Source organism: Modicisalibacter sp. MOD 31.J (assembly GCF_020147985.1).
Classification (GTDB): domain Bacteria; phylum Pseudomonadota; class Gammaproteobacteria; order Pseudomonadales; family Halomonadaceae; genus Modicisalibacter; species Modicisalibacter coralii.
On the sequence record NZ_JAGXFF010000002.1, the window covers coordinates 610,269 to 629,995 of the forward strand.

The following is a 19,727-nucleotide window of genomic DNA, read 5'->3' on the forward strand; positions in this document are numbered from 1 at the left end:
CGATACCGGGGCTTGTCAAAGCCCCTTGGAGCGCCGGGGCGCGGTTTTCGCTTCATCTTGCGCCGGGCAATGATCGGCTTCATGCGATGCCGGTCGCAGTAGCGGCGAAGCGGTTCGCTATCGTAGCCCTTGTCCGCCACGATGAAACGGCAACGCTTGCGAGGTCTGCCTTTGGTTCCAGGCAGTTGCACATCCTCCAGGGTGGGAATGAAGTGCCGTGTATCCGAATCCTGCCCCGGCGACAGCGTGAAGGCCAGCGGCCAACCATGCCGGTCACAGAGCATATGGATCTTGGTCGTCAGACCGCCCCGACTCCGTCCCAGGGCATGGTCTACGGGCTCTACCTGTCCCCCTTTTTGCCGCCTCCTGAGGCGGCCCGAGTGGCGCGGATCGATGTCGAATCGATCATCCAGGTGTCCAGGTCCATCAGACCATCCTCTCGCAGGCGAAGTTGGAGGCGCGCCAGAATGGCCTCGAAGGTGCCATCATCGCGCCACTGACGGAAACGGTCATAAACGGTCTTCCAAGGGCCGTAGCGCTCTGGCAGATCGCGCCACTTGGCACCCGAGCAGAGGATCCAGAAGATGCCGTTCAATACCTGGCGGTCATCGCGACGGGGACGGCCTGACCTCTGCGGCGGCGAGACGATGTCTTCGATGAGGGCCCAGCCGTGGTCGGAGATCTCGTAGCGTCCTGCCATGGGTCACCTATGCAGTTGCAGCATGGGGCACATTAGCAAATCCGACTTTTCAGACAAAACCTAGGCATCGGGCATGGCTGGAAAAACGCTCATGTCCCGTGATCAAGCTAGAAGGGGCCATGTCAGTGACTGAGCAAATGGCTATTTTGAAGGAGCATGGTTTGATCAACCGTTTCAGCCGATCATGGTAAGCGCCGTTGCACATCGACTGACAACTGAGCTTCGATATTCTGCGTTGAGCACCTATGTGGACGCTTGAAATAATCTCGCCTGATACCATCGAGGCAGCCACGGAACTCGCCAAGGCTGCATTCAGCGATGATGATCGCTTCAGGCCGCTGACGGTGGCGTCAGGCGGCCCTCCCGGCCATGATGATCCCATGGTTCACGGAAGATGGATGAGAGACAGCCATTACTATGCCTGCTTTTTGGAAGGTTGTCTCGGCGGCTCGATCATAATTGCTGTGCGTGGCGGCGCTCGGGGGATAATTCATGGTATGCATGTCCACCCGAGCGTGATGAACAAGGGTGTCGGGAGCTGGATGCTTCGGGAGATACGGCGGCTTTATCCGGCAGTCAAAATCTGGGAGCTGGAAACCCCGGACTACGCGAAGCGTAATCATCATTTTTATGAGAAAAATGGCTTTGTGAGAGTGTCAGTCACGGGGCCGGAGCCTGACCTGGGTTTCGGATTTTTCCAATATCGATTCGTCGTTCAATAAGGTGCCAAGGCTGCAATCATATTTCCGCCGTATCGGTAGGTACGAGTCAAACCATGAAACGGGGATGGTCGTCATGAATGCTACGACGCTGAGTACGAAAGGTTATTGCCGTTGCGGACAGACGGCGTTCGAGGTTCGTGGCAAGCCAATGATCACCATGGCCTGTCATTGCACGGGCTGTCAGAGGATGACATCCAGTGCCTTCAGCCTCAGTTCGCTGTTTCACAGCACGGCCTTCTCGATCACATCCGGGGAACCGGTTATCGGTGGGCTGCATGGTAGTACGTGCCATTTTTTCTGCGGGCATTGCATGAGCTGGCTATTCACGCGCCCGGAAGGCATGGATGATTTCGTCAATGTGCGTGCGACGATGCTGGAAGATGCCCGAGCCTTCAGGCCATTCGTCGAAACATATACGGATGAAAAGCTGGAATGGGCGACGACGGGGGCAGAGCATAGCTTCTGCAAGTTCCCGCCGCAGGACAAGTTCCCGGAGCTACTTCAGGCATATGCGCAAAGGCCGGGTTGAATCCGGCGTCCGTTGCCATGGCGGCGCATGAAGCCATCACCTCGGCAATCTCAATGCCAGGCATGCATCTCGTGACAGGCCCCGCGTCAGAGCACTGAACTGATGCGGGGCCTGTTGTTTTTGTGGTGAGGTCACACCGTTGCCCAGGCGGGGGACTCTCATCTTTTCTTTTCCGACATGGTCTACGCCATATCTCGCAGTGGCCGGGCCAGCAGCTCCGAGACCACACCCGGCATGAACTCCCGCGGCAGGGTGATGGCGTAGAAGTTCTCGAAGACGTTGGGGAGCTGTTCCAGGCGTGCTAGCCGCCCCTGCTGTAGCTCGTCCTTGACCACCACCTCCGGTAGTACGCTCAGCGCGCCGCTGTCGCGGGCCAGCAGGCGTAGCATCGCCATGTCGTCGGCTTCGGCGAGGATCTTCGGCCGGTACTGGTAGAGGCTGCAGTGGCCGTCGAAGGCGCGGCGAATCTCGTGGTGTTCGCCGGGCAGTATCCAGCGGCTGTCTTCGAAGCCGGTGGGGAAAGGCGTGCCCGGGGCGGCGCCCGGCGGGCCGATGATCGAGAGCGGCTGGCGTGCCAGTAGCTGGCTCTGCCAGGCGGCGGCTTGCGAATGCGACGAGGGTAGCTGGGTATTGGTGAGTACCACGTCGAGTTCGTGGCGGGCCAGGCCATCCAGCAGGTCGGCCATGCCGCGGGCGTGCAGGCTGAAGTGCACCCGCTGCTCGGGCTGATGGAGCAGGGGGGCGACGAAGCTCTCGATGAAGTTACGCGACATGGTGGAGAGCGTGCCGATGCGCAGGCGTTGGTACTCGGGCTCGATACCGCGGCTGATCAGCGACTCCAGCTCCTCGCCCTTGGTGAAGATCGCCTCCGCGTAGTTGAACACCCGGCGGCCCGCCTCGGTCAGCACCAGGGCGCGGTTGCGGCGTTCGAACAGCGGCTTGTCCATCCGTTCTTCCAGCTTGCGGATCTGCGCCGAGAGCGCGCTCTGGGAGAGGTGCAGCGAGTCCGCCACCTGGGTCAGCTTGCCGTCGCGGGCCACGCGCCAGAAGTAGTAGAGATGATGATAGTTGAGCCGGCTCATTTCGTTCTCTTTTGTAGAACCATTGGTCAATTAATATCTATTTTAATTAAAAATCGCTTCGCCGGATACTTCAGGCTCCACGGATCAGCGGAGCCCTCTCATGCACGGCAACGAGCCATTTTTCACCTTCCTGCTTACCCTGGTGCCGCTCGTCCTAGCGCTGGGGGCCGTGGTCAGCGCCCGCGGCGCCACCGCGCGGGCCTGGCGCATCGGCCAGATCACTACCAGCGTCAGCGTGCTGCTGGCGGCAGCGCTGCTGGCGCTGGGGCTGGTACACGGCCTGCCGGCACTCGCCGGCTGGTGGCAGAGTGGCATGCTGCAACTGTGCATGCTGGCGCTGGCCAACTTCATCGCCTTCGTGGTGGTGCGCTACAGCGCCACCTATCTGCAGGGCGAGCCGCGCCAGCGACGCTTCGTTACGCTCGTCCAGGCGCTCTTCGCCGCGGTCAGCGTGGCGGTGCTCAGCGATCATCTGCTGCTGTTCCTGTTCGCCTGGCTGGGCATCAGCCTGGCCATGCACCAGTTGCTGATGTTCTACCCGGACCGCCCACGTGCCGCCCTGGCCGCGCACAAGAAGTTCCTCTTCGCCCGCGCCGCCGAGCTCTGCGCCGCGGCTGCTTTCCTCATCCTCTACCTGGAACACGATAGCGCGCGGATCAGCGTCATCACCGCCGCCTATGCCGTACCCGGCCACGCCCTGACCCTCGCCGATCAGGCCGCGGCCTGCTTGATCGGGCTGGCGGCGCTGATCAAGTGCGCCCAGCTACCGCTGCACGGCTGGCTGATCCAGGTGGTGGAGGCGCCGACCCCGGTCTCGGCGACGCTGCACGGCGGGGTGATCAACCTCGGTGGCTATCTACTGCTGCTGTTCTCGCCGCTGCTGCTGCAGTCGGCGCCGGCCCAGGCGCTGGTGCTGGCGGTGGCCGGTGTCAGCAGCGTGCTGGCGGCACTGGTGATGATGACCCGCGTCAGCGTCAAGGTGCGCCTGGCCTGGTCGACCAGCGCCCAGATGGGCCTGATGCTGGTCGAGATCGCCCTCGGGCTGACCGAACTGGCGCTGCTGCACCTGCTCGCTCACTCCTGCTACAAGGCCTACGCCTTCCTCAGCTCCGGCGAGGCGGTGGCAGAGGATCTGCTACGCCGCCAGGCCCCGGCCCGCAGCCCCTCGATGGTCCAGTGGCTCGCCGCTTTTCTGATCAGTGCCGCGCTGGTGAGCACGGTGGTGGTGCTGGCACGCAGCCTCAGCGATTCGCCGGCCTTCGCCGCCTACAGCCCCTGGGTGCTGGTCACTTTGGCTCTGAGCGTGATGCTGGCCGAGCGCCGCAGTGAGCGTAGCGCGGGCGCCCTCGGCAGCTTCCTCGGCCTGGCCGTGCTGGTGGTGCTCGCCTATGTCGGCCTCAAGACGCTGTTCGTCACGCTGCTGCCCGCCACCGGGCACAGTGTCTCGCCCTGGGCGGATCTGTGGGTGAGCGTGCTGTTCGTGCTGCTCTTCGCCGGCTACTGGCTGCAGCGCCATGGGCTGCACTACCGCGCCTCGCAGACGCTCAACCGTTACTGCTATGCCGGCTTCTACCTCGACGAATGGGTCACCCGTAACACCCTCAAGCTCTGGCCCCACGCGCTGCCCGGCCGGATTCAGGCCAAGCAGCATCACACCGTCTCTCGCGGGAGTTTCCAATGATGAGTCTCGATACCTCTCGAACCGCACGGCTGGCCGACGCGAGCGACGCCACGCCGCTCACCGAGCCCCAGATCGCGGCGCTGGATCGCGCCTGCGCACGCATCGCCCCGAGCTGGCCGCTGGATCGGCTGATCGCGGTGAGCCCCTACTGGACCCAGCGCGGGGAAGACGCCGCCACGGTCTCGGCGCGCCTCTCGGCGCTGGGCAATGTCCACGGCCTGATGCCGCCGAGCCACTATCTGACGGCATGGCAGCGCGGCGAGATCACCGAGGCGCACCTGAGTGAGGCCGCTGCACGGCTCGACTACCACGGCGCCTACCGCAATCTACTGGCGGTGGTCGACGAGCTGAGCCGTTTGCCCCACTGGCATAACATCAGCGATCTGATCGATGCCCGCCGTGACCGCCAACACCAGATGGCCTGGCGCGACGAGATCACCCATCAGATCAGCCAGTTCTGCGCCGCCTACTATCAGGCGGACGGGCCGCTCAACGCCGAACGCCTGCACGCGCCCCGCGGCAAAAGGCTCTACCAGCACTGGCGCGAGATGACCCTCGAGGATCGCGGCATCGCCATCCTGATGGGCGAGCCGCGGCTGCGGCGCTACTTCCAGACCCTGCCGGAGAGCGAAGAGGGGCTGTTCCAGGCGGCCATTGCCGAGCTGGACGTCGCCACCGGCCATCTCGAGAGCTACGCCCAGGCGCTGCTGCTCGATATCAACGGCTGGGCCAGCTGGGTCGCCTATCAGGATTGGCAGCATGGGCTGGATGCCTCCGCCGATGAGGCGCAGGAGGCGCATCAGCGCGAGGGCGAGCGCCCGCCATCGGACATGCGCAGCCTGCTGGCGATCCGCCTGGCCTGGGAGCTGGTGCTTTGGCGCTATATCGGAGCGGAGCAGCCGGAGCAGGCCGAGCGCCTGAATCGGCTGTGGCACGCCGAGCTGGTGGAGCTGCCGACGCGCATCGAGCGCCACCAGCGTGCGCAGCAGCCGCTGTGGGTGTGGCAGCTCGCCAGCGAAATCGCCTACCAGCAGCCGCTACATCATGCGCTACTGCAGGCTGCGGGTGTGGCTTCAGACAATGTGCAGACGCCGCGGCTACAGGCAGTGTTCTGCATCGATGTGCGCTCCGAGCCGATGCGCCGGGCGCTGGAGCGCCAGAGCCCGGCGATCCAGACGCTGGGCTTCGCCGGCTTCTTCGGGCTGCCGCTGGCGCACCAGCAGGGCGGCACCGCGCTGGCCCAGCCGCACCTGCCTGGACTGCTGGCACCGCAGGTGATGCTCAAGAGCGAACCGAACACGGGGACGACACACACAGCGCAACGGCTGAACTGGCAGGCACGCCTGCAGGAGTGGAGCCGCACGGCGAGCGCCAGTTTCACCGTGGTGGAGGCGGGTGGGCTGCTCTATGCCGGCAAGCTGCTGCGCCGCTCGCTGGAGGCCAAGGCTCGGCGCCAGCCGCTCGCCATGGATACGCTGAGCTGGCACTGGCGCGGCAGCGGTGAGGCGCTGAGCCTGGCCGACAAGGCCGCGCTCGCTCGCAGCGTGCTGGTGGGCATGGGGCTCACCGAGCACATCGCCTCGCGAGTGCTGTTGGTGGGGCACGGCAGCCACAGCAGTAACAATCCGCATGCCGCGGGGCTCGAGTGCGGCGCCTGCGGCGGCCAGTCCGGGGAAGTCTCGGTACGCGCCCTGGCGCGGCTGCTCAACGACCCCGCGCTGCGCGAGGCGCTGGCCGAAGACGGGCTGATCATTCCCCAAGAGACGCGCTTCGTACCGGCACTGCATCACACCATCACCGACCGCCTCGAACTGCTGGAGGCCGAGACGGACGCCCACGTGCTGGGTGAAGAGATGCGCACCTGGCTCCAACGGGCCGGCGAGCAGGCCCGGCGCGAGCGCGCCCCGCAGCTCGGCCTCGCGGCCGATACGCCTGAACTCGAGCAGACCCTGGACCGCCGCGGCGCCGACTGGTCGCAGACCCGCCCCGAGTGGGGGCTGGCCAACAACGCCAGCTTCATCGCCGCCCCACGGCGCTGCACCGCGCTGCTCGATCTCGCCGGGCGCAGCTTCCTGCACGACTACGACTGGCGCACGGATAGCGACTTCGCGCGGCTGGAAGCGATCATGACCGCGCCGCTGGTGGTCGCCCACTGGATCAACATGCAGTACAACGCCTCGGTCACCGATAACCGCAAGTTCGGCAGTGGCAACAAAGTGCTGCACAACGTGGTCGGCGGACATATCGGGGTGTTCGAAGGCAACGGCGGCGATCTACGTATCGGCCTGCCGCTGCAGTCGCTGCATGACGGCGAGCGCTGGCGTCACGAACCGCTGCGCCTGAGCGTCTACCTCGCCGCGCCCCCGGAGGCAATCGCCGAAATCATCGCGCGCCATGAGGTGCTGACTTCGCTGACGCACAACGGCTGGCTGCATCTGTTCGCGCTGGATGACCAGAGCGGCGAAGTACTCGCTTACCGTGGCGGGCAGTGGGTCAGTAGCTAAAGGTAAGCTTCGGCTAAAAAACTCGCCGCATCAGAAAAAGCCCCGGGCCGGACCACTGGCTCGGGGCTTTTCTCTTTTTGAGGCGTTTTCACTGAGCCGGCATCCGCTTGCGTGATGGAGTTACCCGGGGGGCTGAATCCCAAAGCGGCGAATTATGCGTCTATTGCGACCCGCAACGTTTTGCATCCTTCATGATGAGTGAATAATCTTGTTGTTCAAGACCTCTTGCATGGCCAGGTGGAATTGTCTTTTAGCTGAATGCTAGCGCTACTGCATGGATGGCAAGTGCCATCACCTCATGCCCAGGTAGGGGCGGTAGCGTGGCCAGGCGTTAGGTCCTCTCGGTACGCGACCGCATGATGACCTTCACACGTTCCAGCGGCTTGGGAGGTTTTTCTCTGCTGTGTTTCTATACAGCATCATTGGATCTGACAAGATGCGTAAGCGCGCGAGTTCGGCATAGGTAGCCGAGCTGTTTGAAGAAGCCTTTCCTATCAAGGGATTAGGTAAAAATGGCGCGCTCGATAATGTTATTGAACGTGCTGGCGCGTTATAATGCAATAAACGAATCTGCCGTATAATCACTGTTAGGCCCCAAAAGGAGAGATCGTGGCAAATAGAAGTTATTTATACACAACGAATCATCTTCCAGAGTCGCCTGAGTGGGAAGAAGTAAGGGATTTACATGGCATCTCAGAATGGAACTACGATATCCCCATAGCTTTTAAGCTTCTACTAGCTGGCGATCCTATGGCGGTTAATTCTTCCATTTGGGAAACGCCAGAAAAAATCGCAATAGCTGGTGACTTTAAAGCTGGTTTGGCCACCTTGAATAACTACCTTTCTAGGTTGCCTCCTGAGGCTGAAGCGCTTGTAAATGAAACGAAGTCGTTCCTGTCGAAATCTTCAAATGAAAGAAAGTATTTCATCCTTGAATGTGGTGAAATATTTGACATGGAAGAAGGCTCCTTAGAGGCGAAAAATCTAGCGCTAATAGAAGAAATAAAATCAATTGGCAATGAAGTAGACGCACTAGCTGTGCCCGAGCCTATTACACCTGAGGAGCCACAGGTAGGCTTGTTAGGTAAGCTGTTGGGTCGTAAGCAAGAGCTGCCAAAACATGATCCGCTGCAACCGTTCTATGGTCTTGGCTTAGGTAACTGGTCAAATATATTGTATTTCCAGTTTGGCGATGAAAAGGCCTAGCAAGCGCATGATGTCGGACTGGTTTTCCGCTGCGCTCCAAGTCAGCCGAAAATGCGGGCGTTAATTGGTAAAGATATGGAAGTTGTCGTTCAAGAAGAAGTGACCGGTTGTGGCGTTGCAGCATCTGCCGCACTGGCGGGTCTCAGCTATGCTGAGGCCAAAAAGAGAGCCAACGTGCTTGGTATTCACGCATCAGACACATCACTCTGGTCCGACACGGAGTACGTCCGAACCCTTCTGCGAGAATTCGGTATCTCCGCATCTCCCAAAGAAACACCATTCGAGTCTTGGGAGCAGTTGCCAGATAAGGCCCTTCTCGCCATTAAATGGCGAATAGAGCAGGGCAAGCCATTTTGGCACTGGGTTTTTTTCGTCCGAGAAAATGGCCAGGCAAAGGTGCTGGATTCCAAAAAGGCTTTGAAATCAAACGTCCGCCGGGATTTCGGGTGCATCAAGCCCAAGTGGTACATTGAGGTATGCAATTAACAAGGCGCAGCAGTTCGCGGCCGATGGCCGTCGGACGCCCTTTGCGTGACTTTTTCGTCGCCACTCCAAGGCCCCTCTGTGCTTCGGTGTTGGGTGAATTAGATGAAACAAAATATTTACGACGAGCCCGAGTTTTTTAATGGCTATATGGCTCTCCGAGCCGACGAGAGCGGGCTTAATGTCTCCATCGAAGAGCCCGCCGTACGAGCCCTCCTTCCCAAGCTCAATGGTCTTGATATCCTGGATATCGGTTGCGGCTTCGGAAAGTTCGCCGGGTACTGTTTAAGCCAGGATATAAGTCGATTCGTCGGATTAGATATCTCTGAAAAGATGATTGCCGAAGCAGAACGGCAACACCAGGATGAGCGATTATCGTTCAATGTTGGCGCTATCGAAGACGCCAAAATAGAAGAAGCAATGTTTGACGTCGCGGTATCTTCGATGTGCTTGCATTACGTTAAAGACCTTGATGCAGTGCTCGGGAAAATTGCTTCAGCGCTGCGGCCGGGCGGGCGTCTCATAGTCTCCGTAGAACATCCAATTTGTACTTCGCTACTGGCCGGATGGTATGACTCGGAGCATACGTCTCGGCTCCATTGGCCGGTCGACAACTACTTCGACCAAGGAGTGCGGTACGCCAACTGGTTCGTCGATGGCGTCATTAAATACCACCGGACAATTGAGACATATGTGAGCGCTGCGCTGACGGCCGAGCTAACAATCGCCGACTTGCTTGAGCCTGAGCCGACAGAAGTCGCTCTCACTGCACAGCCTTGGCTAGCCGAGCATGTAAGGCGACCACCTATCCTCGTAATGGCATGCGACAAAAAGCCTTGACTATGAGAGCGGCCATATGTTCGCCCAGCTTTGGCGTTTAGCGGTCACGAGTGAAAACACAACAGGAGGTTCTGGTGCCAGAGAAATCTGTATCTGTAGTTGGCCGGTCACTTTGGAGCCATTCTGCCGGCTCGGACGAAGGGGACGCGATACTATTGGTTTCAGGTGCGAATGCATCAGCGTTGATGTGGCCGGATGAATTCGTTGACCTGCTCGTGTCCAAGGGATACCGCGTTATTCGCTATGATCATCGTGATACGGGTCGCTCTACCTTCATCGAGTTTGATTCTGACCCCTATGCTGTGGAGGATCTGGCGTCAGATGCGGTATCGATTCTCGACGCGTGGGAAGTGGACAAGGCGCATGTCGTTGGCTTATCGATAGGTGCGACTTTAGGCCAAGTGCTTGCGCTGGATCATTCGGATCGACTCTACAGTTTGACCCTGATGTGTGGAGCAGCACTCGATGTCGACTTCGTCGGTAATATTGGACGGGCCTTTTCAGGAGAAAGTTCACCGGATGGTTTGCCCCTTCCAAACAAGGCGGTGCTTGAAGCACTTTCTGAGCGTGCAACGCCCTCAGAGAGCATGGAGGAAGAACTTGATCGTCGCGTAAAGGAATGGGGTCTACTTTCAGGAAAAAAGCTTGAGTTTGATGCGGCTGATTTTCGGCTTCGTGAGCAACGATGTATAGATCATGCCGGAACTTGGGTACAGCCCGGAAATCACGCAATGGCAACGCCAGTACCTCTATCCAGAGGGAGGGAGCTGGGCAAGGTGAGCGTTCCGGTCTTGGTGATTCAGGGGGCTGAGGACCCCCTCAATCCGCCACCTCACGGCAAGCATATTGCGGATTTATTACCGAACGGTCGCCTGGTTGAAATCGACGGTCTTGGGCACTGTCTTCCAAAAGCCTTGCTGCCGCGGATAGCAGATGAAATTGCCCATCATGCTGAAAAAAGCCATGCAGCCGATGCTCGTGCCTCGCGCGGCTGATGGCTGGCTACAACTTTGGAGATGCCAGTGCAGGAATCGGATTACTTCGAGATGAACCGAGCAGGGTGGGACAGGCGTGCAGCAGCCCACTTCGATTCTGATTTTTATGACCTGCCGGGCTTTCTGGCGGGTAAAACCTCTCTTCGTGAAATCGAATTGGCAGAGCTTGGGGATGTGAGCGGCAAGTCTTTGCTGCATCTCCAGTGTCACTTTGGCATGGACACGCTGTCATGGGCTCGTAAGGGAGCAATTTGCACTGGCGTCGATCTATCGCCGATTGCCATCCAGAAGGCTCGGGAGCTGGCTCGGAAACTCAAGTTGAACTCGGAGTTCGTATGTACTGACGTCTATTCTTTCCAGCGTTCAGGATCAGCGCCGTACGACATCGTGTTTACGTCATACGGTGCGCTCTGTTGGCTGCCGGATCTAAACCGATGGGCTGAGGTTGTCGCTTCAAATCTTGCAGTCGGTGGGCGCTTTTATATCGTGGAATTTCATCCTGTTCATGATCTCTTGGCGGGATATTCGTATTTCACCCAGGTGCAACCCGATGTGGATGAAGAAGGTACGTACACAGAAAACGGCGCAGAGGCGATAGCCAGGCTGGCAACGTGGGCGCATCCAGTATCCAGTGTCATCAGCGCATTGCTTGATGTTGGCATTCAGATTGAGCGGGTCAGCGAATTCCCGTTCAGCCCATACAACTGTTTCGAGGGTATGGTTGAGCGTGAGCCGGGGCGCTTCTACCTGAGCCACCAGGGACACGATGTTCCAATTGTCTACAGTATTACTGGGCGAAAGGTCTCCTAAAATGCTGTTGGGCTCAGGCGTGAAGCGAAGGGAGGCGGACTTGGTTGCCACTGAAGCTGTTGAGCTGAAATTGCTGAGTCTGGACCACACAGAGCAGCTCTTTGACTTGGTGAACGGAAACCGGGAGCACCTGCGAGAATGGTTGCCGTGGGTTGATGGAACCCAAACATCGACTGACACTGAATCATTTATCAAGTCTGCTCTCAGCCAGTATGAAGCTGGCCATGGCCCCCAATACGTGATCTTTTATGAGGGTGCAATGTGCGGGGTTTGTGGCTTCCACCCATTCGATCTGGCGAATAGAATCGGCGGGATCGGCTACTGGCTGAGTCAAATCTGCGTCGGGAAAGGTATCATGACATCCGCCGTTAGATCTCTGGTTAAAACAGGGTTTAATGAGCACGAAATGAATCGAATTGAGATTGCCTGTGCGACGGGCAATGCAAGAAGTCGGGCGGTTCCCGAGCGCTTGGGATTTACATTCGAGGGTTTGCTCCGAGAGCGTGAATATCTATACGGCAGGTATGTAGACCATGCTCTCTATTCGATGCTGGCATCGGAGCTGTTATCGTTTGACAAGGCGTTGCATCGTTAAAGCCGGTGAATGCGCCGTTATATGGACGTTCCCATAGAGAATCTATATGGCATTCAGTGAGTTCGAAGCAAAGAAAATTGAGCGGGCCGCTTCTGAATTTCTTGAAGATCAGAGGCCGCCAGTCGAGATCAGAGCCAAGTTGGATCTAGCTGTTCGGGTTTCAGGTCAAAGCGTTCAGATTGTCGAAATTCTCCCCCATTTCCGGGATCCATCCATGAACATTGAATCGCCGGTAGCCAAGGCGACCTACGTCAAGAAATCTCAACGCTGGAAAATCTACTGGATGCGTAGCGATCTAAAGTGGCATTCGTACACGCCAGAACCTGAGTCACGCTCCATCGAGGGATTCTTTGCCATCGTGAGTGCTGACAAAAATGGCTGTTTCTTCGGGTAGCAGGTAACCCGTCATTCAAGCGCGTTTCCGGCCTGGCGGCTGTTCGCGGGATGCCCTCGGGAGTCGGGTAACAGTGGTGTTAATTTTCCACCAAGGACGCATGGCTGACACAACGCAGAGCCCCTGAGCCAGCTTGCTGTCTCAGGGGCTTTTCCGTTTTCTGCGCTGTTGCGACTTCGCTCTGGGTCACCGAGCGGCGATTGCCACACCGACCTTGGAGCGATTGGGCCGACCGATGGTTTGGGTGATCCAGGTACCGGTTTTTGCCAGCGTGTCCAGATCGATGCCGCTCTCGATGCCGAGGCCGTCGAGCAGGTAGACGACATCCTCACTGGCCACGTTGCCGGAGGCCCCTTTGGCGTAGGGGCAGCCGCCGAGGCCGGCGACGGAGCTGTCGATCACGGCGATACCTTCTTCCAGCACGGCGTAGAGGTTGGCGAGGGCCTGGCCGTAGGTGTCGTGGAAGTGCGCGGCGAGCTTGGCCATGGGAATGTCGCGGCTGACCGCTTCGAGCATGCGCTTGGCCTTGAGCGGGGTGCCGGTGCCGATGGTGTCACCGAGCGAGACCTCGTAGCAGCCCATCTCATACAGCGCCTTCGCGACCTCGGCCACCCTGGCCGGGGCGATCTCGCCTTCGTAGGGGCAGCCAAGCACGCAGGAGACATAGCCGCGCACGCGGACGTTGGCGGCCTTGGCGCGTTCCAGTACCGGCGCGAAGCGTTGCAGCGATTCGGCGATCGAACAGTTGATGTTCTTCTGCGAGAAGGCCTCGGAGGCGGCGCCGAAAACGGCGACTTCCTCGACACCGCATTCCAGCGCGGCTTCCAGCCCCTTGAGGTTGGGGGTGAGGGCGGCGTAGGTCACGCCGGGCCGGCGGGCCAGGCCGGACATTACCTCGCGGTGATCCGCCATCTGCGGCACCCACTTGGGCGAGACGAAGCTCGCCGCCTCGATGTGGGTAAGGCCCGCGGCGCCCAGGCGGTCGATCAGCTCCAGCTTGGTGGCGGTGCTGATTGCCCCGGGTTCGTTCTGCAGGCCGTCGCGGGGGCCGACCTCGACGATGCGGACCTGTCTGGGAAGTGCCATCAACTGTCTCCTGCCTGAAATGCCAGCAGCACGTCCCCCTGGCCGACGGTATCGCCGCCCTGGAAGTGGAAGCTTTCCACGTGGCCGTCGGCGGGGGCGCTCAGGGTATGCTCCATCTTCATCGCTTCCATCACCATCAGCGGCGTGCCCTTGGTGACGCGTTGTCCCGGCTCGACGAGCAGTGCCACCACGGTGCCGTGCATGGGCGCGGTGAGGGTGGCGTCGACCTCGTGCTGGCCGTGGTCGACGGCGTCGAGTCGCCGCCAGGCGAGGCGCACTTCGCCGTGGACATCGCCGAGAATCAGCCGGTCGCCGTCGGCGGCGCGCTCGTGACGTGCCAGGTAGCGCCGGCGGTGGCCGTCGAGGGTGATCGCCACGGCGTCGCCGTCGAGTCGCTGCAACTGGCCCTGAAAGCTTTCGCCGTTGACGTTGAGGCGCCAGTCGCCGTTGGCGCTCGGGCGCTCGGCGCGCACGGTAACGATCGCGTCGCTGTCACTGGCGTCCGCGGCATGGGTCGGGTCAGCCAGGGCGATGCGCACCTGGCGGGGGGCGTTGAGCCGCCAGCCGTCGCGACGCGCCCAGGGGGCGTCGTCGGCCTCGCCCTGCAGGTGATCGAGCGCCTGCAGGGCGAGCCGTGCGTAGGTGGCAGCGTCGGGCGCGCGGTTGGCGAAGAGCTCGTCGTGGTGATGCTCGATGAAGCGGGTGTCGAGCTCGGCGCGCTGGAAGGCGGGGTGGCCGGCCAGACGCTGCAGGAAGGCGCGGTTGGTGGTCACGCCGACCACGTCGAGCGCCGCCAGGGCGCGGTTGAGGGTGGCCAGCGCCTGGTCGCGGTCGTCGCCGTGAACGATCAGCTTGGCGAGCATCGGGTCGTAGTGCATCGAGACCGCGTCACCGGCCTCGACGCCGCTGTCCAGCCGTACCCGCTCGGCGTCCAGCGCGGCGCCGGTCAGGTCGAGGCCGAAACGCTCGAGGGTCCCCGTCGCCGGCAGGAAGTCCTGCGTCGGATCCTCGGCATAGAGCCGGGCCTCGAAGGCATGGCCGCTGATGGTGAGTTCATCCTGCGTCCTGGGCAGCGGCAGGCCGGCGGCGACGGCGAGCTGCCATTCGACCAGGTCCTCGCCGGTGATCATCTCGGTGACCGGGTGCTCGACCTGCAGGCGGGTGTTCATCTCCATGAAATAGAAGGACCCATCGGCATCCAGTAGGAACTCGACGGTGCCGGCGCCGACATAACCGATCTCGCGGGCGGCGCGCACGGCGGCCTCGCCCATCTCGCGGCGCAGTGCCTCGGTCATGCCCGGGGCGGGGGCTTCTTCGAGTACCTTCTGGTGGCGGCGCTGCACCGAGCAGTCGCGCTCGAACAGGTAGACGCCGTCGCCCTGGCTGTCGCAGAACACCTGGACCTCGACGTGGCGCGGCTGGGTCAGGTATTTCTCGATCAGCATGCGGTCGTCGCCAAAGGCGGCGCGTGATTCGCGGCGGCAGCCGTCGAGGGCGGCCTGGAAATCGTCGCTGGACTCGACCACGCGCATGCCCTTGCCGCCGCCACCGGCACTGGCCTTGAGCAGTACCGGGTAGCCGATGCGTTCGGCCTCGGTCTTGAGGTGATCGTCGTTCTGCTCGTCGCCGTGGTAGCCGGGGACCAGCGGCACGCCGGCGGTCTCCATGCGCGCCTTGGCGGCGGACTTGTCGCCCATGGCGGCGATCGCCGAGGCCGGCGGGCCGACGAAGGCGATGTCGGCGCGCTCGCAGGCGGCGACGAACTCGGCGTTCTCGGAGAGAAAGCCGTAGCCCGGGTGGATGGCGTCGGCGCCGGTGCGCCGGGCGGCCTCGATCACGGCGTCGATGTCGAGATAACTCTCGCGGGCCGGGGCGGGGCCCAGCCGCACGGCTTCGTCGGCCTCGCGGACGTGGCGGGCGTTGGCGTCGGCATCGGAATAGACGGCGATGCTGCGCAGCCCCAGGCGGCGGGAGGTGCGGATCACCCGGCAGGCGATCTCGCCGCGGTTGGCGATCAGTACCGAGCCCAGCGGGCGGGGCGCAGTGGCGAGACTCATGAGCGGGATTCCTTGTCGTCGTCGCCGGCCGGTCGCCAGGCGGGGGGGCGTTTGTCGAAGAAGGCGGCCAGGCCCTCCTGGCCTTCGTCGCTGACGCGCAGCTCGCTGATCATCCGGCAGGTGGTCTCGCGGGTGGCATCGCTGTCGGGGTCGCGGGCCACTTCGGCGAGCAGGGCCTTGGTGGCGCGCTGCGCCCGGGGCGAGGCCTCGAGGAGCCGGGCGACGTAGTGCTCGACGCGCTCGTCGAGTTCGTGGCTGCCGGCGACTTCGTGGACCAGGCCCAGCGTCTGCGCGGTGGTGACGTCCATGACTTCCGCGGTCAGCGCGAAGCGGCGCATCTGTCGGCTGCCGATGGCGCGCTGCACATAGGGGCTGATCACCGCCGGCGAGAGGCCGATCTTGACCTCGGAGAGGCAGAATCGCGCCGCCTCCGAGGCGACGACGATGTCGCAGCACGCCGCCAGACCCACCGCGCCGCCGTAGGCCGCGCCCTGGACGCGGCACAGCGTGGGGCAGGGCAGGCTGTCGAGGCGCTGCATCAGGCGCGACAGCTCACGGGAATCGGCGAGGTTGTCATCGACACTGTAGTCGACCATGCGCTTCATCCAGTGGAGATCGGCGCCGGCGGAGAAGTGCTTGCCCACGGAGCCGAGCACCACTACCCGTACTTCGCCGCGCTCGGCCGAGTCGTGCAGACGATCGAGATGGCCATTGAGCTCGCCGATCAGCGCATCGTCGAAGGCGTTGTGGACGTCGGGCTTGTCGAGGGTCAGCCGGGCGACGCCGCGGTTGTCGATCGATAGGCTTGTGTAGGCAGTGTTATCTGACATCTCGGACCTCGGTATACAGTTTGAAGTCGGAAGAACGGCGCTTCGCGCCTGGAAGAGGGAAGAACCCTTTGTCCGAGTGCGTCGTTATTTTCGCACTTTTCTTCCTTCTTCTACCTTCCTTCTCCACGCGAAGCGTGGGCCTACATCCGAAACACCCCGAAGCGCGTCTCTTCGATCTCGGCATTCATCGCTGCCGCCAGCGCCAGTCCGATCACGTCGCGGGTCTGCAGCGGGTCGATGACGCCGTCGTCCCACAGCCGTGCGCTGGCGTAGTAGGGGTGGCCCTGACGCTCGTACTGGTCGCGGATCGGTGCCTTGAAGGCGTTCTCGTCGGCTTCGCTCCAGGTCTCGTCGCTGCGCTCGAACTGGTCGCGCTTGACCTGGGCGAGCACGTTGGCGGCCTGCTCGCCGCCCATCACCGAAATGCGTGCGTTGGGCCACATGAACAGCAGGTTGGGGTCATAGGCACGGCCGCACATGCCGTAGTTGCCGGCGCCGAAACTGCCGCCGATCAGCACCGTGAACTTGGGCACCTTGGCGCAGGCCACGGCGGTGACCAGCTTGGCGCCGTGCTTGGCGATGCCTTCCTGCTCGTACTTGGAACCGACCATGAAGCCGGTGATGTTCTGCAGGAAGATCAGGGGAATACCGCGCTGGGCACAGAGTTCGATGAAGTGCGCGCCCTTCACGGCGGACTCCGAGAACAGCACGCCGTTGTTGGCGACGATACCCACCGGGTGGCCGCACCAGTGGGCGAAGCCGGTGACCAGGGTGTCGCCGTAGTAGCGCTTGAACTCGTCGAAGTCGGAGTCGTCGACCAGTCGCGCGATCACTTCGCGCACGTCATAGGGCTTCTTGAGGTCGGTCCCCACGATGCCGTAGAGCTCGTTCGGGTCGAGCCGCGGCGGGCGCGATTCTCGCATTGCCAGCTCGCCGCGCTTGTGCCAGTTCAACCGCGATACCGCGCGCCGGGCGAGCTGCAGGGCGTGGGCGTCGTTGTCGGCATAGTGGTCGGCCACGCCGCTGATCTTGGCGTGCACGTCGGCGCCGCCCAGGTCCTCGGCGCTGATCGTCTCGCCGGTGGCGGCCTTCACCAGCGGCGGGCCGCCGAGGAAGATCGTCCCCTGATTACGCACGATGATCGACTCGTCGGCCATCGCCGGCACGTAGGCGCCACCGGCGGTGCACGAGCCCATCACCACGGCGATCTGCGGGATGCCTTCGGCGGAGAGCGTGGCCTGGTTGTAGAAGATGCGTCCGAAGTGGTCGCGGTCGGGGAACACCTCGTCCTGGTGGGGCAGGTGGGCGCCGCCGGAGTCGACCAGGTAGAGGCACGGCAGGCGGTGCTTGCGGGCGATCTCCTGGGCGCGCAGGTGCTTCTTCACCGTGAGCGGGAAGTAGGTGCCACCCTTGACCGTGGCGTCGTTGGCGACGATCACGCACTCCACGCCGGACACGCGGCCGATGCCGGCGACCACACCCGCCGCCGGCACCTCGGTGCCGTAGACCTCATGGGCGGCCAGCGCGCCGATCTCGAGGAACGGTGCGCCCTCGTCGAGCAGGTGGTCGATGCGATCGCGCACGAACAGCTTGCCGCGGGACTCGTGCCGCTCGCGGGCCTTGTCGCCACCGCCCCGGGCGATCGACGCGGTCAGCGCGTGGAGCTTGCCGACCTCGGCGCGCATCGCCGCCTCGTTGGCCTGGAAGGCCTCGGTGCGCGGGTTGATCTGGGTCTGAAGAATAGCCATTCATCTCTCCGAGATGAGCTATAAGCTATAAGCCGGAAGCTGTAAGAAAAGCCTCAATGCAGTTACTTACCGCTTAAAGCTTATGGCTTACCGCTGGGTTTATGCCGATTCATTGAACAGTTCGCGACCGATCAACATCCTTCGAATCTCGCTGGTGCCGGCGCCGATCTCGTAGAGCTTGGCGTCGCGCAGCAGGCGTCCGGTGGGGTACTCGTTGATGTAGCCGTTGCCGCCGAGCAGCTGGATGGCGTCCAGCGCCACCTGGGTGGCCTTCTCGGCGCAGTAGAGGATCACCCCGGCGGCGTCCTTGCGCGAGGTACGGCCGCGATCGCAGGCGCCGGCCACGGCATACAGATAGGCCCGGCAGGCGTTCAGGGTGGTGTACATGTCCGCCACCTTGCCCTGAACCAGCTGGAACTCGCCGATCGACTGGCCGAACTGCTGGCGCTCGTGGAGGTAGGGCACCACCACGTCCATGGCCGCCTGCATGATGCCGATGGGCCCGGCGGCAAGCACGGTGCGCTCGTAGTCGAGCCCGCTCATCAGAACCTTCACCCCGCGGTTTTCCTCGCCGAGCACGTTTTCGGCCGGGACTTCGCAGTCCTCGAACACCAGCTCACAGGTGTTGGAGCCGCGCATGCCCAGCTTGTCGAGCTTCTGCGCGGTGGAGAAACCGGCGAAGCCCTTCTCGATGATGAACGCCGTGATGCCCTTGGAGCCGGCGTCGGGGTCGGTCTTGGCATAGACCACCAGCACGTCGGCATCCGGGCCGTTGGTGATCCACATCTTGTTGCCGTTGAGCACGTAACTATCGCCACGCTTCTCGGCGCGCAGCTTCATCGACACCACGTCGGAACCGGCGCCGGGTTCGGACATCGCCAGCGCGCCGACGTGCTCGCCGCTGATCAGCCGGGGCAGATACTTGGCCTTCTGCTCGGCATTGGCGTTGAGCTTGAGCTGATTGACGCACAGGTTGGCGTGGGCGCCGTAGGACAGGCCCACCGAGGCGCTGGCCCGCGAGATCTCTTCCATGGCGATGCAGTGGGCGAGATAACCCATGCCGCTGCCGCCGTCCTCTTCCGGCACGGTGATGCCGAGCAGGCCCATGTCGCCGAACTTCCGCCACAGATCCTCGGGGAAGACGTTGTCGTGGTCGATCTGCGCGGCCCGCGGCGCGATCTCGTCGCGGGCGAAGGCGTTGACGTGGTCGCGCAGCATGTTCAGTTCGTCGGGGAGGCCGAAGTCGAGTGGCGTATAGGGGGCGTGCATGGCTGGGTTCTCCTTGGCGAAGCGGGCGGCGTCAGGGGCGGCGCGTGTCGATTCTCAAGCGGGGTGCCGGTCGCTTGTTTCCGTTGACGTTAACGTAAGGTGGCGCGACCGGTTTCGCCATCCGACCATCGTCTCAGCCCCGCTCGTGGCGGCGCCATGAGGCGACCGGCACGAGATCTGCCGAACGCTGCATTGG

17 protein-coding genes and 1 pseudogene are annotated in these 19,727 nt (G+C 62.1%); 11 read left to right on the forward strand and 7 right to left on the reverse strand.

Annotation, left to right across the window (positions count from 1 at the left end; genetic code table 11):
- Positions 1 to 700, reverse strand: a pseudogene (locus KGR00_RS08550) (IS5 family transposase); the annotation flags it as partial.
- A gap of 245 nt (positions 701 to 945) precedes the next feature.
- Between KGR00_RS08550 and KGR00_RS08555 the strand changes: the two are divergent.
- Together KGR00_RS08555 and KGR00_RS08560 are read left to right on the forward strand one after the other, a co-directional pair.
- Positions 946 to 1,422 (forward strand): GNAT family N-acetyltransferase, encoded by a 477-nt coding sequence (locus KGR00_RS08555; RefSeq protein WP_224417134.1) that lies wholly within the window; start codon positions 946 to 948, stop codon positions 1,420 to 1,422.
- 73 nt (positions 1,423 to 1,495) lie between these two features.
- Positions 1,496 to 1,951 (forward strand): GFA family protein, encoded by a 456-nt coding sequence (locus tag KGR00_RS08560; protein ID WP_224417133.1) that lies wholly within the window; start codon positions 1,496 to 1,498, stop codon positions 1,949 to 1,951.
- Between the two features lie 182 nt (positions 1,952 to 2,133).
- Here the strand turns inward: KGR00_RS08560 and KGR00_RS08565 are convergent, their stop codons facing one another.
- Positions 2,134 to 3,033 (reverse strand): LysR substrate-binding domain-containing protein, encoded by a 900-nt coding sequence (locus KGR00_RS08565; RefSeq protein ID WP_224417132.1) that lies wholly within the window; start codon positions 3,031 to 3,033, stop codon positions 2,134 to 2,136.
- A gap of 100 nt (positions 3,034 to 3,133) precedes the next feature.
- On the opposite strand from KGR00_RS08565, the gene KGR00_RS08570 reads away from it, so the two are divergent.
- The 9 genes from KGR00_RS08570 to KGR00_RS08610 all read left to right on the forward strand — a co-directional run bounded on the left by KGR00_RS08570 (position 3,134) and on the right by KGR00_RS08610 (position 12,541).
- Positions 3,134 to 4,714 carry an NADH-quinone oxidoreductase subunit L gene (locus tag KGR00_RS08570; protein WP_224417131.1) on the forward strand — a complete coding sequence of 527 codons (1,581 nt, stop codon included), beginning with the start codon at positions 3,134 to 3,136 and terminating at the stop codon, positions 4,712 to 4,714.
- Positions 4,711 to 7,218 (forward strand): DUF2309 domain-containing protein, encoded by a 2,508-nt coding sequence (locus KGR00_RS08575; RefSeq protein ID WP_224424401.1) that lies wholly within the window; start codon positions 4,711 to 4,713, stop codon positions 7,216 to 7,218. The genes KGR00_RS08570 and KGR00_RS08575 overlap by 4 nt, the downstream gene beginning before the upstream one ends.
- 609 nt (positions 7,219 to 7,827) lie before the next feature.
- Positions 7,828 to 8,424, forward strand: coding sequence for a hypothetical protein (locus KGR00_RS08580; RefSeq protein ID WP_224417129.1), 597 nt, complete (start codon positions 7,828 to 7,830; stop codon positions 8,422 to 8,424).
- A gap of 75 nt (positions 8,425 to 8,499) precedes the next feature.
- On the forward strand, positions 8,500 to 8,910 hold the full coding sequence (locus KGR00_RS08585) for a hypothetical protein (protein WP_224419793.1): 411 nt from the start codon (positions 8,500 to 8,502) through the stop codon (positions 8,908 to 8,910).
- A 102-nt stretch (positions 8,911 to 9,012) separates the two neighbouring features.
- Positions 9,013 to 9,747, forward strand: a complete 735-nt coding sequence (locus KGR00_RS08590) for a class I SAM-dependent methyltransferase (RefSeq protein ID WP_224417128.1) — start codon at positions 9,013 to 9,015, stop codon at positions 9,745 to 9,747.
- A 50-nt stretch (positions 9,748 to 9,797) separates the two neighbouring features.
- Positions 9,798 to 10,742 (forward strand): alpha/beta fold hydrolase, encoded by a 945-nt coding sequence (locus KGR00_RS08595; protein ID WP_224417127.1) that lies wholly within the window; start codon positions 9,798 to 9,800, stop codon positions 10,740 to 10,742.
- Positions 10,743 to 10,769: 27 nt separating this feature from the next.
- The gene (locus KGR00_RS08600) at positions 10,770 to 11,552 is read left to right on the forward strand and encodes a class I SAM-dependent methyltransferase (RefSeq protein ID WP_224417126.1); all 783 of its coding nucleotides are present in this window, start codon (positions 10,770 to 10,772) and stop codon (positions 11,550 to 11,552) included.
- A gap of 40 nt (positions 11,553 to 11,592) precedes the next feature.
- Entirely contained in the window at positions 11,593 to 12,147 is a 555-nt protein-coding gene (locus KGR00_RS08605) for a GNAT family protein (protein ID WP_224417125.1), read from the forward strand.
- Positions 12,148 to 12,193: 46 nt separating this feature from the next.
- The gene (locus KGR00_RS08610) at positions 12,194 to 12,541 is read left to right on the forward strand and encodes a DUF3024 domain-containing protein (protein ID WP_224417124.1); all 348 of its coding nucleotides are present in this window, start codon (positions 12,194 to 12,196) and stop codon (positions 12,539 to 12,541) included.
- Between the two features lie 186 nt (positions 12,542 to 12,727).
- On the opposite strand, the gene KGR00_RS08615 is transcribed toward KGR00_RS08610, so the two are convergent.
- The 5 genes from KGR00_RS08615 to KGR00_RS08635 form a co-directional block, all read right to left on the reverse strand.
- Positions 12,728 to 13,627 carry a hydroxymethylglutaryl-CoA lyase gene (locus tag KGR00_RS08615; RefSeq protein WP_224417123.1) on the reverse strand — a complete coding sequence of 300 codons (900 nt, stop codon included), beginning with the start codon at positions 13,625 to 13,627 and terminating at the stop codon, positions 12,728 to 12,730.
- Positions 13,627 to 15,684 carry an acetyl/propionyl/methylcrotonyl-CoA carboxylase subunit alpha gene (locus KGR00_RS08620; protein WP_224417122.1) on the reverse strand — a complete coding sequence of 686 codons (2,058 nt, stop codon included), beginning with the start codon at positions 15,682 to 15,684 and terminating at the stop codon, positions 13,627 to 13,629. Before KGR00_RS08620 ends, KGR00_RS08615 begins: the two co-directional genes overlap by 1 nt.
- Positions 15,681 to 16,514: an enoyl-CoA hydratase-related protein gene (locus KGR00_RS08625; protein ID WP_224417121.1), complete on the reverse strand. Its 834-nt coding sequence runs from the start codon at positions 16,512 to 16,514 to the stop codon at positions 15,681 to 15,683. The genes KGR00_RS08620 and KGR00_RS08625 overlap by 4 nt, the downstream gene beginning before the upstream one ends.
- A 140-nt stretch (positions 16,515 to 16,654) precedes the next feature.
- Positions 16,655 to 18,262 carry a carboxyl transferase domain-containing protein gene (locus KGR00_RS08630; RefSeq protein WP_224424402.1) on the reverse strand — a complete coding sequence of 536 codons (1,608 nt, stop codon included), beginning with the start codon at positions 18,260 to 18,262 and terminating at the stop codon, positions 16,655 to 16,657.
- A 99-nt stretch (positions 18,263 to 18,361) separates the two neighbouring features.
- Positions 18,362 to 19,531 (reverse strand): isovaleryl-CoA dehydrogenase, encoded by a 1,170-nt coding sequence (locus tag KGR00_RS08635; protein ID WP_224424403.1) that lies wholly within the window; start codon positions 19,529 to 19,531, stop codon positions 18,362 to 18,364.
- Positions 19,532 to 19,727: the final 196 nt, after the last annotated feature.